Origin of the sequence: Loktanella salsilacus, from assembly GCF_024206795.1 — a bacterium.
Classification (GTDB): Bacteria; Pseudomonadota; Alphaproteobacteria; order Rhodobacterales; family Rhodobacteraceae; genus Loktanella; species Loktanella salsilacus.
The window spans coordinates 117501-133689 of the sequence record NZ_CP072995.1; the positions used below are offsets into that span (position 1 = coordinate 117501).

The 16189-nt window shown below is 57.6% G+C and carries 11 protein-coding genes, 1 tRNA gene, 2 rRNA genes and 2 pseudogenes (1 of these 16 running past the window's edge); 6 read left to right on the forward strand and 10 right to left on the reverse strand.

What is annotated here, in order from left to right:
- The 3 genes from KBW81_RS17005 to KBW81_RS17015 all read left to right on the forward strand — a co-directional run.
- Positions 1–859: ribosomal RNA gene (locus KBW81_RS17005) — 23S ribosomal RNA — on the forward strand (it extends 1982 nt beyond the left edge of the window).
- A gap of 153 nt (positions 860–1012) precedes the next feature.
- A 5S ribosomal RNA gene (rrf, locus tag KBW81_RS17010) occupies positions 1013–1127 on the forward strand.
- Between the two features lie 84 nt (positions 1128–1211).
- A tRNA-Met gene (locus KBW81_RS17015) sits at positions 1212–1288 on the forward strand.
- A gap of 303 nt (positions 1289–1591) precedes the next feature.
- On the opposite strand, the gene KBW81_RS17020 is transcribed toward KBW81_RS17015, so the two are convergent.
- From KBW81_RS17020 to KBW81_RS17065, 10 genes and pseudogenes are all read right to left on the reverse strand, one after another.
- Positions 1592–2718, reverse strand: a protein-coding gene (locus tag KBW81_RS17020) for an IS3 family transposase (RefSeq protein ID WP_254249328.1) whose coding sequence is annotated in 2 segments (ribosomal slippage) — positions 1592–2454 and positions 2454–2718 — 1128 coding nt in all. Because the reading frame shifts where the segments join, the coding sequence is not laid out codon by codon here.
- Between the two features lie 34 nt (positions 2719–2752).
- Positions 2753–3622 (reverse strand): annotated as a pseudogene (locus tag KBW81_RS17025) (selenium-binding protein SBP56-related protein); the annotation flags it as partial.
- A gap of 69 nt (positions 3623–3691) precedes the next feature.
- On the reverse strand, positions 3692–5395 hold the full coding sequence (locus KBW81_RS17030) for an acyl-CoA synthetase (RefSeq protein ID WP_254249329.1): 1704 nt from the start codon (positions 5393–5395) through the stop codon (positions 3692–3694).
- A gap of 1 nt (position 5396) precedes the next feature.
- Complete coding sequence (locus KBW81_RS17035) at positions 5397–6197, reverse strand: enoyl-CoA hydratase (RefSeq protein WP_254249330.1); 801 nt, start codon at positions 6195–6197, stop codon at positions 5397–5399.
- Positions 6191–6670 (reverse strand): OsmC family protein, encoded by a 480-nt coding sequence (locus tag KBW81_RS17040; RefSeq protein ID WP_090191458.1) that lies wholly within the window; start codon positions 6668–6670, stop codon positions 6191–6193. The genes KBW81_RS17035 and KBW81_RS17040 overlap by 7 nt, the downstream gene beginning before the upstream one ends.
- 29 nt (positions 6671–6699) lie before the next feature.
- Entirely contained in the window at positions 6700–7839 is a 1140-nt protein-coding gene (locus KBW81_RS17045; protein ID WP_254249331.1) for a glycine cleavage T C-terminal barrel domain-containing protein, read from the reverse strand.
- A gap of 160 nt (positions 7840–7999) precedes the next feature.
- Positions 8000–8491, reverse strand: a complete 492-nt coding sequence (locus KBW81_RS17050; protein ID WP_254249332.1) for an Lrp/AsnC family transcriptional regulator — start codon at positions 8489–8491, stop codon at positions 8000–8002.
- A 381-nt stretch (positions 8492–8872) separates the two neighbouring features.
- A pseudogene (locus KBW81_RS17055) lies at positions 8873–9402 on the reverse strand (site-specific integrase).
- A 320-nt stretch (positions 9403–9722) separates the two neighbouring features.
- Complete coding sequence (locus KBW81_RS17060) at positions 9723–11441, reverse strand: putative bifunctional diguanylate cyclase/phosphodiesterase (protein ID WP_254249333.1); 1719 nt, start codon at positions 11439–11441, stop codon at positions 9723–9725.
- Between the two features lie 615 nt (positions 11442–12056).
- Positions 12057–12560: a rhodanese-like domain-containing protein gene (locus KBW81_RS17065; RefSeq protein WP_254249334.1), complete on the reverse strand. Its 504-nt coding sequence runs from the start codon at positions 12558–12560 to the stop codon at positions 12057–12059.
- Positions 12561–12969: 409 nt separating this feature from the next.
- Here KBW81_RS17065 and KBW81_RS17070 point away from each other — a divergent pair, with 409 nt between their 5' ends.
- From KBW81_RS17070 to KBW81_RS17080, 3 genes are all read left to right on the forward strand, one after another.
- Complete coding sequence (locus tag KBW81_RS17070; protein WP_254248294.1) at positions 12970–13341, forward strand: SHOCT domain-containing protein; 372 nt, start codon at positions 12970–12972, stop codon at positions 13339–13341.
- A gap of 165 nt (positions 13342–13506) precedes the next feature.
- Positions 13507–14916, forward strand: a complete 1410-nt coding sequence (locus tag KBW81_RS17075) for a multicopper oxidase domain-containing protein (protein WP_254249335.1) — start codon at positions 13507–13509, stop codon at positions 14914–14916.
- A gap of 43 nt (positions 14917–14959) precedes the next feature.
- Complete coding sequence (locus tag KBW81_RS17080) at positions 14960–15805, forward strand: sterol desaturase family protein (protein WP_254249336.1); 846 nt, start codon at positions 14960–14962, stop codon at positions 15803–15805.
- Positions 15806–16189: the final 384 nt, after the last annotated feature.

Sequence of the window (16189 nt, forward strand, 5' to 3'; positions counted from 1 at the left end):
TCAAGATGCAGGCTACCCGCGGTTAGACGGAAAGACCCCATGCACCTTTACTACAACTTTACATTGGCATCAGGTACAGCATGCGCAGGATAGGTGGTAGGCTTTGAAGCCGGGACTCTGGTCTCGGTGGAGCCTCCCTTGAGATACCACCCTTGCTCTGCTTGATGTCTAACCGCGGTCCGTTATCCGGATCCGGGACCCTGTATGGTGGGTAGTTTGACTGGGGCGGTCGCCTCCCAAATTGTAACGGAGGCGCGCGAAGGTTGGCTCAGAGCGGTCGGAAATCGCTCGTTGAGTGCAATGGCAGAAGCCAGCCTGACTGCAAGACTGACAAGTCGAGCAGAGACGAAAGTCGGCCATAGTGATCCGGTGGTCCCGAGTGGAAGGGCCATCGCTCAACGGATAAAAGGTACGCTGGGGATAACAGGCTGATGGTGCCCAAGAGTCCATATCGACGGCACCGTTTGGCACCTCGATGTCGGCTCATCTCATCCTGGGGCTGGAGCAGGTCCCAAGGGTACGGCTGTTCGCCGTTTAAAGAGGTACGTGAGCTGGGTTTAGAACGTCGTGAGACAGTTCGGTCCCTATCTTCCGTGGGTGTAGGATACTTGAGAGGAGTTGCCCCTAGTACGAGAGGACCGGGGTGAACGATCCACTGGTGGACCTGTTGTCGTGCCAACGGCAGTGCAGGGTAGCTATGATCGGACAGGATAACCGCTGAAGGCATCTAAGCGGGAAGCCCCCCTCAAAACAAGGTATCCCTGAGGACCGAGGTAGACCACCTCGTCGATAGGCCAGAGATGTAAGCGCAGCAATGTGTTCAGTTGACTGGTACTAATGGTCCAATAGGCTTGATTTGATCCAGTAGAAGCAAGACTTCCACTGACCAAATCAAAATACATACACACCACAACATCAGTTGTGCTGACTTGAACGACGGTTTGCGTGAAAACGCAGGCCGCTGATGTGAAAACGCGGGGGATAAAATCCCCCGCGGTCTGTGTTTTTTTGGTGTGGTGATCATAGCGTGAGCAAAACACCCGATCCCATCCCGAACTCGGCAGTTAAGTGCCACCGCGCTGATGGTACTGCGTCTTAAGACGTGGGAGAGTAAGTCATTGCCACACCTAATAAACACAGACACGTATCTCTCAACGATATAAAACAAACAAATACAGCGACATATGGACAAAAATAACGTCCAATAATGGCGCGGGATGGAGCAGCCCGGTAGCTCGTCAGGCTCATAACCTGAAGGTCGTAGGTTCAAATCCTACTCCCGCAACCAACTTCCCCTAAAATACGACCAGATACGGCCTCGAGTTCACTCGGGGCCGATTTGCGTAGCATCTCCAATAAGTTGCCATTGATCGTCAGGCGGTGGCCGTTCGCTTCCGCGTCCCAATCTACAACAATCCTATCCAGTAGCTCGTGCAACTCGTCTGCCGCACGACCGGCGACGGCCTCGTCCGAGAGGCTGGATGCAAGATCGCTGACCATCGCGCGGTAGAGCTCAGGCAGACTGTCCGGTAGTTCAATCTCCGGCACCACGATCTGTGGAGTGCCCCCATCGGGTGGTCCAGTTTGAATGTTAATGCATGGTCGGTCTTTGGTCTATCGGGACGATGCTCTTAGGCGCCGGCGGCCGGTATCTTAAGGCGCTGTGGGGCCTGACCGTATTGTAGTGACGTCGCCAGCGTTCAATCAGGATCTGGGCCTCGCGTAACGTGGTGAAGACCTCGCCGTTGAGCAGCTCATCCCGGAAACGAGCATTGAAGCTCTCGCAGTAGCCGTTCTCCCACGGTGAGCCTGGGGTGATGAATGCGGTTTTCGCGCCCACGGCACCGATCCAGGCACGCACCTTCTTGGCAATAAATTCTGCGCCATTGTCCGACCTGATGTATTCCGGCGGGCCGCGTAGGATGAACAAATCCGTCAAAGCATCGACCACATCCGTTGAATTGAGCCTGCGCTTAACGCGGATCACTAGCGCCTCCTTCGTGAACTCGTCGATGATATTTAGCGTGCGGAGGATCCGCCCGTCGTGAGTCCGGTCCTGGACAAAGTCATAGGACCAGACATGGTTCGGGCGCTCCGGCCGCAGCCTTACGCACGACCCGTCATTGAGCCAGAGTCGGCCCTTCTTCGGCTGTTTTTGCGGGACTTTCAGCCCTTCCTGCCGCCAGATCCGTTCGACCCTTTTATGGTTCACATGCCAGCCGCTGTTGTTCAGCAGCCCGGTGATCATGCGATACCCATAGCGGCCGAACTCTTCGGCCAACGCGGTGATGTCCTCGGTCAGCCGGGCTTCGTCCGGCAGACCACAGGGCACCTTGCGCTGCGTCGAGCGATGCTGGCCCAATGTGCGGCAAACCCGGCGCTCCGATACGCTGAGGGTTTGCCGCACATGGTCGATGCACTGCCTGCGGCGGGAAGGGCTTAGAAGTTTCCCCGTGCAGCCTCGGCCAGGATCATCTTGTCCAACGTCAGATCCGACACGGCACGTCTGAGCCGGGTATTCTCAGCCTCCAGCTCTTTCAGCCGCTTGAGCTGATCGCGGCTCATGCCGCCATACTCCTTGCGCCACCGATAGTACGTCTGAACCGTGACACCGATCTGCCGCACGGCCTCCTGAACTGATTTGCCTTGCCCTTGTAGCACTTCAACTTGTCGCAGCTTCAGCACGATATCCTCGGGCTTCTCTCGCTTGCCAGCCATCTCGTCGTCCTCCTGAAAACGGGATAATTCTATCCCAAAAGGTGGACCACTTCAGTGGGGGCACTCCACCTTGTAGGTTCGTGGTGTCGATCACCACGCCGCAAAAGCCGTAGTCCTTTGACGGGTCGTGCGCGGGGCGGATTTCCAACGCCATTTGGTAATTTTCGCCCAGATCAATGGTCTGGACGTTCTTGCGCTGCCGCAGGTTCCAGAAATGGATCGAATGCCCGTATTTGTTGGCCAGAAGGTCCTCGGCGACGATGCCGTTCTCGAACTGCGGCGGCAGACCCCATTCGGAACTGATCATATAGTCGCGCGGCAGATTCCACCAAAAATCATAGTGCTTGTCTTGGCTGCCGCGGTCCATTTCGTAGCGACCTAGGATCTCGAAGGTTTCGCAATCCATGATGAAGATACCTGGCGGACCGTCGGTGCCATCGACGCCACCGCCGCCCAGCGTCGAGACGTAGATGCCTTCGGGGCCGCAATGGATCGTGTGCGGGCGCGAATAGCCGGTCTTTGCAAAGACCTCCTCTGGTTCGATAATCTTGTGGATCTTCGCCTTCAACGGCTCTTTCATGTCGATGATGTAGATGCGCGACGACCGGATGCCGGGGATGATCAGGTAGCGGCGTTCCAGAAAGGCATGGCCGGACAGGGGTGACAGGGACGACGAACAGGCGTTCCAGCCGAAATGGTGAAACTCGTCGCCGGTATTGGGCATGATCACCTGATGGACGATCTGGCCGTAGGTGTCGGATTTCGGGTCCACATCAACAACCGCCAGCCCGTCGGGGCGCGATCCGTCCGGGCTAAGCATCAGTGTGAAAGCCAGGGTTTCGGGCGGGGCCTCCATCGCAAGTTTCGGCGTCGCGTGAAATGTTGGATCTGGTCTCAGGTTCATTGGTCGTTCCTCCCTTGAAAAAACGTCTATCTTCCTGCGCGATCTCCTCGATCTCACCCTATCCCGGATTCAACCTGCGGGGTGTAATTTCTTAGCCGCGGTTTCGGATGTATCGGGCGAGAGACTTGGCGCGACCTTTGCGGCCAGCGCCCGCGCTTGTTCACGCAAAACGAATTTCTGGATCTTACCCGTTGTCGTGCGCGGGATCGGCATGAAAACGATACGCCCGGGCATCTTATATCCCGCCAGTTGCATCCGGCACCAATCCCGAAGCTGATCCGCGTTCGGTTCGGCATCGGCACAAAGCTCGACGAATGCGCAGGGTGTTTCGCCCCATCGGTCGTGCGGCATGGCGACGACGGCCACAACGGCCACGTCAGGGTGACGATAAAGCACCTCTTCGACCTCGATCGAGGAGATGTTTTCGCCGCCAGAGATGATGATGTCCTTGGACCGGTCCTTGAGCTGGATATAGCCGTCGGGGTGCATCACGCCGAGGTCGCCTGAATGGAACCAGCCACCGGCAAACGCTTCCTGCGTGGCTTGCGGATTGCGGAAATAGCCTTTCATTACGACGTTACCGCGAAACATGACCTCTCCCATGGTTTGGCCGTCGCGCGGCACCGGCGTCATCGTTTCGGGGTCCATCACGTCCAGTTGTTCCAGCGCCAGATAGCGGACACCTTGCCGGGACTTCAGCCGCGCCTGCTGAGCAGGCAGCAGGTTCGACCAGCTATCGTGCCAGTCATTCACCACCGCGGGACCATAGGTTTCGGTCAATCCATACAGATGGACGACATCGAAGCCCGCCGTCTTCATATCGGCCAGCAGCTTTTCTGGGGGTGGTGCAGCGGCGGTGAAGAACTGCACGTTGCGGTGGATGTCGCGTTTGACCGCCGCAGGGGCTGCGATCATAAGCGACATGACAATCGGCGCTCCGCACAGGTGGGTCACGCCCTCATTGGCGAGCGCCGACCAGATTGGTTCAGCCCTGACCTGCCGCAAGCAGACATGGGTCCCGATGATGGCGGACAGCGTCCAAGGAAAGCACCAGCCGTTGCAGTGGAACATCGGCAGGGTCCATAAATAGACCGCATGTTTCGGCATCGAAGCCGTCAGCGCGTTCCCCTGCGCCAACAGGTAGGCCCCGCGATGATGTGACACGACCCCCTTTGGATCGCCCGTCGTGCCAGAGGTGTAGTTGATCGCAATCGCGTCCCACTCATCATCCGGCATCAGCCACGGAAAATCTGGCGCACCCCCGGACAAAAAGATTTCGTAGTCCATGGCGTCGACCGCGACCGTTTGATCCGTGAACTCCGGGTCGTCATATTGGATCAGCACGGGTTTGACCGTAGCCAGCGCAAGTGCGTCCTGCATGAGGGACATAAACTCCCGATCCACGATAACGAGCTTTGACCCGGCATGATCAAGCTGGAACGCGATGATCGCCGCATCCAGCCGGGTGTTGATTGAATGCAGGACCGCGCCGCACATCGGCACACCGTAGTGGCATTCCAACATCGCGGGCGTATTCGCCAGTAAAGCGGACACCGTATCGCTGCGCCCGAGCCCGGCCTGCGTCAGCGCTGATGCTAACTGTCGCGACCGGCGATAGAAATCGGCGTAGCTGCGCCGCAGCACACCATGCACAATGGCCGTATGATCTGGAAAGACGCTGGCCGCGCGTTCCAGAAATGTCAGCGGTGTCAGGGGCTGATAGTTCGCCGGATTGCGATCCAGTCCGGTGTCGTAGGGGTTCGCTTTCTTCATCTTATGCATCCAGCCAAACGGGGGGCCGTTTCGCGATGAAGGCTCCGATGCCTTCTTCTGCGTCACGGGCCAGCATGTTGTCGACCATGACCTGCGTGGCGTAGTCATAGGCCTCTGACAGGGTCATGTCGCGCTGAGCGTAGAATGCGCCCTTGCCGGTCGCCAGCGTCATGCTGGATTTCGACGCGATCTTGCGTGCCAGTTCCATCACGGCGTCCCGCAGATCCTCGACTGCGGCGGTCCTGTTGATCAGTCCCATTTCTGCCGCGCGGTCCGCCGGGATCATGTCGCCTGTCAGCAGCATCTCCATCGCGTGTTTGCTGCCCACATTGCGGGACAGGGCGACCATGGGGGTCGAGCAGAACAGCCCGATGTGAACACCGGGGGTGCTGAATGTTGCCGTCTGGGCCGCTATGGCAAGGTCGCAGCTTGCGACAAGCTGGCAGCCCGCGGCTGTGGCCACGCCGGTGACTTCCGCAATGACGGGTTTCGGGCAGGTGACGATGCCCTGCATCACGCCGGAGCACTGCGTCAGGACCTGCGCAAAATAGGCGCGCCCCCCGTCCGCACCCGCGCGACCTGCTGTCATTTCCTTGAGGTCGTGGCCCGCACAGAAAGCAGGACCCTTCGCGGCAAGGATGATGACCCGGACCGCGGGATCGGCCCCGGCCCGTGCAAAAGCACCCGCCAATTCTGCCAGCATCGCCTCTGATAGCGCGTTGCGCCGCCCGGGGTCATTCAGGGTTAAACGCAGGATGCCATCCACGTCCAAGTCGTGCGTCAGGATATCACCAGTCAACATGGCATCAGGTCCGTTTGCGCAGGGTGCAGGATATTGATTTCGACGCTGTCGGCCAAAGTGTTGGCGATGAAGCAGTAGCGGTGCGCGCGGTGCTGCATCTTTTCCAGCTCGGCATCCGACGGCGAAAATCCGGTGTCGAACCGCACGAGCGGGCGCAGATCAATCCGCGTCACCGACATCTGACCCTGCGCATTTTTGCCAAGGTGTGCGACCGCATGATCGCTATAGCTCGCCACCGGCCATGCCGCCTTCGCCGCAAGGGCGAGAAAGGTCATCATGTGGCAACTGGACAGGGCCGAGGCAAGCGCCTGTTCCGGGTTGGTATTGGCCGGATCGCCGCCCCAATCGGGGGCCGCGTCCACTTGGATGTCGCAATCGCTGTTGAATTGCACCGTATGTGCATTGGAATACTTGCCGGTCAACAGCGCGGGTTCCGCACGTTGCCAGTGTAACTGGATCGAAAGGTCGGACATGTGTCAGGTCTCTTGATTGGCCGGGACGCTTAGGCGGCGGCAAGTTTCTTCTTGGGGTCGTAGAACGGACGCTCGACCACGGTCGCGCGGGCCAGCCCGGACGGGGTCAAGATGTCCACTTCGGTCCCGATATTCGCGTGCGCAACCGCCACCATCGCCAGCGCGATGTTACGTTCAAGCCGCGGAGAGTAGACCGCCGACGTGACCTTGCCGATGTCCGTGCCATCTTTGCTGATCGGCCAGAAATTGGTGTTCGGACCTTTCATCGGTGCGCCGTCGACGATCACGCCGACTTGGATACGGCTTACGCCCTGATCGCGGATGCGACGCAGCGCGGCCTTGCCGATGAACTCCGCTTCCATGTCGAGGTCCACAAGTCGGTCGAGCCCAAGTTCGTAAGGGTTCGTCTTGATGTCCGCGTCGGCATGGTAGGATAGCATCCCGCCCTCGATCCGGCGGATCGAGGAGGTGTGCCCCGGCTTCAGACCGAACGCCATGCCCGCCGCCATGATCCGTTCCCACAGCGCATCGCCATGGGTGCTGTCGCGCAGATATATCTCGTAACCCAGTTCGCTGGACCAGCCGGTGCGCGATACGAGGAGGGGGATGCCATCCAACTCAAGTTCGCGGTGCCAGTAGTATTTCAGATCGAGGATGCTGTCGCCGAACAGGGCCTGCATGATCTCGCCAGACCTTGGCCCTTGCAACTGCAACGGCGACACGTCCGGCTCGCCAATCGTGACGTCCAAGCCGGCATGCACGGCCACGCCTTGCGCCCACAGCAGGATGTCGCTGTCGGCCAGGGAAATCCAGAAATGGTTTTCGGCAAGACGCAGCAGGATCGGATCGTTGAGAATGCCCCCTTCCGCGTTCGTGATCAGGACATATTTGCACTGGCCGACGGCCATCTTTGATAGATCGCGCGGCGTCAGCAACTGGACGAAACGCGCCGCATCGGGGCCCGTGATCTCTACCTGACGCTCTACCGCCACGTCGCACAGGATCGCATCGTTGACGAGAGTCCAGAAATTCTGTTCCGGATCACCGAAATCGCGGGGGATATACATGTGGTTGTAGACGGAAAATCCCTTTGCACCCCAACGCACAGTTGCATCGAAATAGGGTGATTTGCGGATCTGTGTGCCAAAGCCGAAGTCGTCTGCGTGCATCTTGTTCCCCCTCATGCGTCACCGGTCGGATAGGCCGGGATCGATTGAACCTGAGCGACTTTAGGTCCGAGCGATGCGCATGTTCGGTCTGAAAAAGTGGCATTTTCAGACCGCACGGGCTCATTTAGGGGCAGAGTTGAGACCAATCAGTCTGCCCAGGTCAGCTGATGTTTTTCACCGCCAGTTTGGCAAGGTTGGGGCGATTTGCCTTAACGATGCGAGTCGCGATGTAGGTCATGTATCGATCCACACCCAGCTCTGCTTCCAGCATCGCCTGCATCAGGGCCTGAAACGACATGAGATTGGAAGTGACAGCCTTCAGCACGTAATCCATCCCGCCGCCTGTGGCGATGCATTCCGTGATCTCTTCCCGGTCCATGATGAAGGCTTCAAATCGATCGAAGTCGGCCTTGCGATGATGGGTCAGGGATACGGTGACCATCACCTGTGTCACATCACAGATCCGGTCTATTGCGATGTCACCGTGATAGCCTCGGATCAGACCAGCCGCCTTAAGGCGATCCAGTCGTGCCCAGCACGGCGTTGCGGAAATGTTGGCAATCTCAGCAAGCTTGGCCTTACTAAGCTGCCCATGCTGCTGCACCGCGCAGAGGATGCGAATGTCGGTCGCGTCGAGGCCAATCCTTTTCATCCGTCGGCACCCACATTGCATCAAGGTCATGGCGGCAACACACCGCACGTTTTGACAAAGCTAACGCGCGAATCTCGGCGTGACAGTTGAATTTGCGACGGGTTCTCCTTTGCCAGCGGCAAAAGACGGATTTATCCGGGTCCACCAGGGATCAGAATGCGCAGCGAAGGGCTTTTGGGCGCTAGGCACGAACTTCATTTTTGGTATCTAAGCATGCATCGGTTGCTTGAACTCGCGTCGTAGCTTTGCCGGCAGAACGACGTTTTAGCTTAGCAAATGCTGCGCGATGCATAGATGTCTGCAATGACGAGCCGCGCGGCAGCATCTTTAGGAGGCGGTGAATGGTTGGTTTAGGCCGTCCATGCCCAACGGGCCAGACGCCTAGATTTCGATAGCTTCGGATATTGCCAGTGCATCTTCAGGTTCGACATCCAGGTATCTGACAATGCTGTCCAATTTTGTGTGCCTAGCAGAAGCTGAACAGCACGCACGATCCTTGCATACTGGCGCGTTGATGTGTGGAGCCACTCGTGGAAGCGGCCGGGCCAAAGATATTCGGACCCAGCCGTCAGTGAATATGTCATCCACTTCATGACGGAAGTGCGGGTGCCTTCGGAAATCTCAAACCGGACTGGTTTTTCCGTTTTGCTTTGAAGGACGGACCCTCGTTCCTTGATCTGACCGGACGCCATGACATCGACGACCTTCATGCGGACAAGATCACAGCCGCGAGGTTTGCTGGCGATCGCCATGTTGAACAGAGCGAGGTCGCGATGGTTTTGGGCCAACTCTAGCCGAAGGCGGATCGCCCAGACGTGTTTGGGTTTCAACACTCGCTTTTGACCGACGATGCGGCCTTTGTTCCAAGCGGGCCGAAACGCACAAATGGCTGGTAAGTTTGGTGTTTGCATGAAGGATCGACCGATCCACCATACCCTTCCACAGCGACAACCCGACGTTGACGCAGCATCATATCATGAGATGCTGCGGCGCATCCGATGTCCGCTCCGAGCCCATTTTGACCGATCCTGAGGCTTGCATGAATGGGAGCTCAGGTGAACGGTCGACTCATTTGAGGTTGCCGTTCATGAAATTACACACGCAATACTTTACCTAGTTCCCGAACATCAGACAGAACTCGTCGGAACACATGATGCCCTTCCTCATCCTATTTAATTGAGGCGTAGAGCAAAGAAAACTTGAGCCCATGGCTTGCCGAGATATTAACGTCCTAAGCTTTCTTTAAATCAGCGACGTCAAATCTCGACCTGGCAACGACAGCCGGGATCGCATCGGGATGCATTGCCTTTGCAAATAGAAATCCTTGAACCTCATCGCAACCGATTTCCGCAAGCGCATCGTATTGCTCCTGCGTTTCGATCCCCTCCGCGATCGTGACGTGACCGAGCGCTTTTGCCATTCCCGTGACCGCCCGAAAAATATCGAGGCTACTGTCGCGGCTCGTAATATCGAGAATGAGGGACCGGTCCAACTTCATAGACGTGTAGGGCAAGCGGGATAGTTGCGACAGGTTCGAATATCCGGTCCCAAAATCGTCGATTGCAATCTTGAGACCTGCGCTTCTCAACGCAATCATCTGCCCATGTGTTGACTCGAAATCACCCATGGCCATTGTTTCGGTAATCTCGATCTCCACCAGATTGGGATCGACACGGTATTTCTTCAGGATCGTTAGTAGCCGTGGCACCAAGTTTGTATCCGCGAATTCAGCAGGGGACACGTTAACCGACACGGATAGGGAGAGACCTTGTCTTTGCCAGATGCTGCACTGCTTAATGGCTTTTTCAAAAACGGCGGCACCAAGCAGCGGCATCAACCCGGCTTGCTCGGCGATGGGAACAAATACCTCGGGCGAGATTGAACCGCGTTCGGGATGAGTCCAACGCGCCAGCGCTTCAACGGCGACGCAACTCAAATCGGTCGTTGAAAAGCGCGGCTGATAGGCAAGCGTAATCTCGTTACATTCCATCGCACGCCTAAGGTCACCCTCGACGTCGCGCCGGTCCCGCCACTGCGCACGAAGGGCCGCAGACACGGCCACCATCCGACCTCGCCCAGTTCGCTTGGCTTCGTACATCGCAAGGTCTGCCAGATTAAGAAGGTCTTCGGGGCTGTTCGCATCTTCCGGAAAACGGGCGAGGCCAATGCTCGCACCGACATGTACCTTGGCGCTATCGATTTCGAAGGGCTCCATGAGGCTTTCTAGGATTGCACAGCATAACTCCTCAGGATTTCCCGACGATTGAGGTAGAATAACGACGAATTCGTCGCCAGAGACGCGGGCAATCACCGTATCACGCGGGGGTTCGTCACACAGATCACCCATCGGCGTCATGCAGTTTTCCAGTTCGTCTAAACGTCGTCCAAGCGCCTTGGCAATGCGAACGCTTACGCGGCGGAGCAACTCGTCCCCGGTCTCATGCCCATGCATGTCGTTGACGCGTTTGAAGCCGTCCAGATCAATAAACAGGACGGTGGCACGGTTGATGCCGCCGCCATTGGACAATCGGCTGAGGAGGTGAAAGACCACCGCACGGTTAGGCAAGCCTGTCACACCATCGGAGTAGGCCAGAACGTTCATCCGGACGATATTGCTGTTCAGGCGGTTGACCATCTTGCGGAAGCTATCGGCCAGCCCACCAACTTCGCAGGCGCAATCGACGTCGACGGGGGTGTTGAAGTCACCAGCCACGAGGGCCTCGGTGCTGCGATGCAAGGCCGCGATCTGAGATGTCAGGTTACCTGCCGCCAAAACCATAATTAACGCCGGTAGCAAGATGCACAGCCCGATGGCTAGGCCGATCTGCCAACCGCCAAATCCGGCTTCAACGACCCAAAGGTGGCCTAATATCGCGAGCCCTCCGATCATGGCACCCATCAGCCCGAAGCGCACCGGTATGCTGTTCAGTCCCTTTCCCTTGCTGCCCATGCATATGATCTCCGCTGTTTTTCGTTCACCTCTCCTAGCCAGTGCGGCATTAGCGTCAATTTCCGGTTTACAAAGCGAGTTGTTATGAGCGGAAGTTATCTAAAATATGACAGAGTCTCAGCAACCATTCCTATGGCCCATTCCCAAAACCTGACCATGACCGTCAATAACTTGGGTTTTCAAGTCAAAAATCGCGGCCTTCAAAAAGATATGTTGGAATTATTGGCGTAAACTGGCCTCGCGCCCTCGCGCCTCGCCGCAATCAGAGAACCGTTTTGGAACGGTTCCGAAAGCAGTTATTGGCGCAGCTGCAGCGAATCCACAATTTGTCCGCCGATCTGCCCTCAAGGATCCCAGACGGTGCGTGAACGATCAAGGTCTGCTTTCGGGAAGCTGCACTGCAGGGGCGGAGTGCGTGTTCAATGTCCGCTAAGGGCCGTTCGCTGCCGCCGCTACTGGGGGCAGAGAGCCGCCATTCGCCGCGCCTGCATACTTAAATGGTGTGTCCGAAGAAAGCGGACGGTCGGGGATGCGCCCCCGTGCTTTTTGGGGCGCATCGGTTTTGCGTGGGGTCGCGATCCAGTGCCGTTGCAATGCCTAAAGGACCAGGCACGGTCACGCATCCGAAGCCTGTGTCGTCAGTCCCAGTACCAGCCAGTCCTGCATGCCGCCGCGGTAGTAGTAGATTTTGTCCGGCGGAAAGCCATTGTCGACCATCGCGTGCATCGCGCGCGTACTTTGAGGGCAGGCCGGGCCATTGCAAAACGCCACGATTTTCTTAGCGGCGTCGCAGTTCCAGCCGGACGATGATCGCACACATCCGAGCACATCCAGACGGTTTGCCACCTCTTCAAATGGAATCGAGATGCTTCCCGGAATCGTGCCCTTCAATCGCCAATCGGGATCGCGCATGTCCACCACAACGTAGTCGTCATCCGCCAAGCAGGCCAGAACCTCAAGCTCGCCGACGGGGGTGACACCGGCTATCGGGACCATCGGTTGCAGATACCCTGTAATCAGCTGCATGTCGTTCCGGTGGCGTTCGATTTCAACCGGTCCGCCAGCCAAGTTGACGACCCGTTTCGTCTCGTCCGCCGTTATGTTGAGAAGTTGAACCATTCGTCGATCTCCAGTCCGGTTTTGTTTCGTTAAGCAGCCTGCGTCCTCGGCATCTTGAGCGTTTCGCGCTGCATCAGGCCCCGAACCCCAAGGCTACAATCGCAGTAAGGATGCCGATGCGTAATCGCATCTCGGATCGCCTCTACCGCCTTTGCCTGAAGGTCCCGGACCTGGCCCGCAACGGGCATCAGTTCAAGGGCGATGAGTTGGTGAGGCACCACGAAAATCGGCTTTGCGCACCCAAATCAGATGCGACGGTCCACAATCCACGCATGAACCTTTGTGCATCAGACTATCGTAACTCAGTCCTGCCGCCCTGATGCAGATCAAGGCCTTCGCGCCGTTTCCATCCTACACTGACACACGCAATAGGCGGCCAGCGTTGATGCCGTGCAAAAGGAGTCGCAGAATGGAATTCAAAAATAGGGCGATTGCCCCGATTGTCGCGGGCATACTTTACACGACCGCCACCTCTGCAATGGCGCAGGTCGGGGAAATCCCAGAGCGTTTTGGCCAGTACAATCATGGACATGACATGATGTGGGGCAGCAACCAGTGGGGCGGCTTCGGCATGGTCATTGGGCCGATTTTTATGATCCTGACCGTCGTCGGGATCGTCGCCGCGATCATATATCTTTTGCGCCTGTTTGGTGCGACTGGACCTGCCACCAGCAGTCACGCTGCGCAAGACCGTGCCTTGGTGCTGCTGAAGGAACGCTATGCCAAAGGTGAAATCGACTCGACCGAGTTCGCCGAGCGCAAGAAGCTGCTGGCTGACTAACCTGCTATTTTCGTGTGGGTTCAAGCCTCGCGGTACCGTGGCGATTCCGTCATTGATGCGCGGGGCTTCAGCCTGCTGTTGCCTTGTGAAGCGCTGGGTCATACGCCTTAACCACAGACGTGGTTTGCTATTGCAACGCTTCTAACCAAGCCTTGAAAGATCAGCATGAAAAGACGCCAATTCCTGACCTCTACCTCCGCAGCGATCATGACTGCGGGTATTGTGTCACCAATGTTCGGCCTGCGTGCATTTGCACAAGGCCAACCGGCTTTGACCCGCCTTGCAATGCCGCCTCTTTTGGACACGCGTCCGACTGGCCGGTTATCGCTGACGGCAACGTCAGGCAGCAGCAGCTTTTTCGGCGGGCCCGGCACACCGACCGCTGGGTTCAATCAGGGTTATCTGGGACCGACCATCATCATGCAGAACGGCGATTTGGCGGCCGAGGTGCAGAATAACATTGATGAACCCATCAGCGCGCATTGGCACGGCCTTCTAGTGCCCGGAGAGCATGATGGCGGCCCGCACCTTCCGATCGCGCCCGGTGCGACATGGCAGCCAGAAATGTCGATTGCACAGGATCCGGCAACCATTTGGTATCATTCGCATATTCACGAACGCACTGCAGAACAGGTCTATTTCGGGCTGGCCGGGGTCATCCACGTGACGGACGGGCAGGACGATGCGCGCGGACTGCCGTCCGCTTACGGGATCGACGATCTGACGCTTGTTTTACAGGATCGTCAGTTCGATGCCGCCGGACGTATGGCCTATGATCCGTCCATGATGGACGTCATGCACGGGTTTGCTGGAAACCGGATGCTGGTCAATGGTCAGGCGGGTGCCACAGCGGTCGTGCCAGAGGGGTTCGCCCGCCTGCGCCTGCTGAATGGCTCGAATGCGCGCAACTACGCATTGTTTTTCGATGATACGCGCCCGATGCATCTGGTAGCGACAGATGGTGGCTTCCTGCCTGCGCCCGTCGCATTGGATGTGCTGCGCCTTGCACCCGGAGAACGGGCCGAGGTTCTTGTCGATTTCTCGGATGGTGGCGCGCCCGTACTGATGAGCGATCCTGACCAAGCCTACGGTGTCCTGCAGTTCGCCACCGACAGCACGCTGCCCGCGCGGATTACCCGCCTGCCAGAGCAGTTGGATGGTGCGCCAGAGGATTTGACAGGAGCAGAGGTTGCGACGCGGCAGGTCTCTCTCGATATGGGGATGGGTGGCATGATGATGGGCGGCGGTGGCTTTGCCATCAACGGGCGGCCCTATGACATGGGCCGGATCGATTTTGAAGTCGCCCTCGGGTCGGTAGAACGCTGGCAAATCCGCAGCACCATGGTCGCGCATCCGTTCCACGTCCATGGCGTACGCTTCCGCGTGGTCACTGAGAACGGCGGCCCTCCGCGGCCCGAGAACACCGGCTGGAAAGACACCGTGTTGGTGACCGGAGAGGCCGAGATCCTCGCACGGTTCGACCAACCCGCAAGCCGCGACACACCATTTATGTTCCATTGCCATATCCTCGAACATGAAGATGCAGGCATGATGGGACAGTTTACTGTAACCTGACGCCCGCGCCGCGTGGACCGTCACAAGAGCGTCGGGAGTGCCGATGACAGAGTCCCTACTTGCTACTGAACCGCAACTTCGCCTCATTGTGTTCCTCGGTGTTTTGGTGGCGATGGCCCTATGGGAACTCGCAGCGCCACGGCGCAGGCGAGAGATTCCGCGAGTCATCCGCTGGACGAACAATCTGGGCCTTGTGGTGATCGATACCATTGTGTTGCGATTGAGCTTTCCGATCCTTGCGGTCGGATTGGCCGTGATTGCGCAGGACAGTGGCTGGGGGTTGTTCAATATCATCGATGCGTCGGGGTGGGTTGCGGTTATCGTCTCGATCGTCGTCCTCGATCTGGTCATTTATTTGCAGCACGTCATGTTCCATGCGGTGCCCGCGCTGTGGCGGCTGCACCGGATGCATCACGCCGACCTCGAATTCGATGTCACCACGGGCCTGCGCTTTCATCCGGTCGAAATCCTACTGTCGATGGGGATCAAGTTGGCGGTGGTCGCGGCATTGGGGCCACCCGCCGTCGCGGTGTTAATCTTCGAAGTTTTGTTGAACGCAACTGCGATGTTCAATCATTCCAATATCCGGCTGCCGATGCTTGTGGACCGCTTCCTTCGCTTGATCGTGGTCACGCCAGATATGCACCGCGTCCATCATTCGATCATTCCAGAGGAGACGAACAGCAATTTCGGCTTCAACCTTCCCTGGTGGGATAGGCTGCTCGGGACCTACAAGGCGCAGCCAAAAGCTGGGCACGAAGGGATGACGATCGGGATCGAGCAATTTCGGACAGGGCGTGACCTGTGGCTTGACCGGATGTTGGTTCAACCGATCAAAGGTCCGGCAAGCGGATATCCGATTAATCGTGAGACAGGGAAGAAGTCTTAAGCGAACATGCTGGTGGTCGCGTTCCGACCGCCAACTGTTTTAAGAGGCAGAGGATAAAGAGAAAGTTAGACACGGTAGACTTGCCGATGTGCTGTGCGGTGTAACACGACCCGCCCGGCGTTCAGTTAATATCAGTGGAAGAACACTGAGGTAGAATGATAACTAGTCACTGCACAAAAGCAGACATGCCGCAAGCGCAGCGAATTCACAGCTTGTCCGCATAGCTGCCCTCCAAGTCTCTCAGACGGTGCGTGAACGATCACGGTCTGCTTTCGGGAAGCTGCACTGCTGAGGCGGAGTGCGTGTCCAATGTCCGCTAAGGGCCTTAAGCGTCGTTCTACATAAGCGGCGGCGACCCGCATCCCGCTACCACATGTTCGTGGA

Excerpts from the sequence above, each read along its gene's own strand:
- KBW81_RS17080 (WP_254249336.1), top strand. The coding sequence starts at position 14,960 with ATGACAGAGTCCCTACTTGCTACTGAACCGCAACTTCGCCTCATTGTG.
- KBW81_RS17035 (WP_254249330.1), bottom strand. The coding sequence starts at position 6,197 with ATGTTGACTGGTGATATCCTGACGCACGACTTGGACGTGGATGGCATC.
- KBW81_RS17065 (WP_254249334.1), bottom strand. The coding sequence starts at position 12,560 with ATGGTTCAACTTCTCAACATAACGGCGGACGAGACGAAACGGGTCGTC.
- KBW81_RS17030 (WP_254249329.1), bottom strand. The coding sequence starts at position 5,395 with ATGAAGAAAGCGAACCCCTACGACACCGGACTGGATCGCAATCCGGCG.
- KBW81_RS17075 (WP_254249335.1), top strand. The coding sequence starts at position 13,507 with ATGAAAAGACGCCAATTCCTGACCTCTACCTCCGCAGCGATCATGACT.
- KBW81_RS17060 (WP_254249333.1), bottom strand. The coding sequence starts at position 11,441 with ATGGGCAGCAAGGGAAAGGGACTGAACAGCATACCGGTGCGCTTCGGG.
- KBW81_RS17040 (WP_090191458.1), bottom strand. The coding sequence starts at position 6,670 with ATGTCCGACCTTTCGATCCAGTTACACTGGCAACGTGCGGAACCCGCG.
- KBW81_RS17070 (WP_254248294.1), top strand. The coding sequence starts at position 12,970 with ATGGAATTCAAAAATAGGGCGATTGCCCCGATTGTCGCGGGCATACTT.
- KBW81_RS17050 (WP_254249332.1), bottom strand. The coding sequence starts at position 8,491 with ATGAAAAGGATTGGCCTCGACGCGACCGACATTCGCATCCTCTGCGCG.
- KBW81_RS17045 (WP_254249331.1), bottom strand. The coding sequence starts at position 7,839 with ATGCACGCAGACGACTTCGGCTTTGGCACACAGATCCGCAAATCACCC.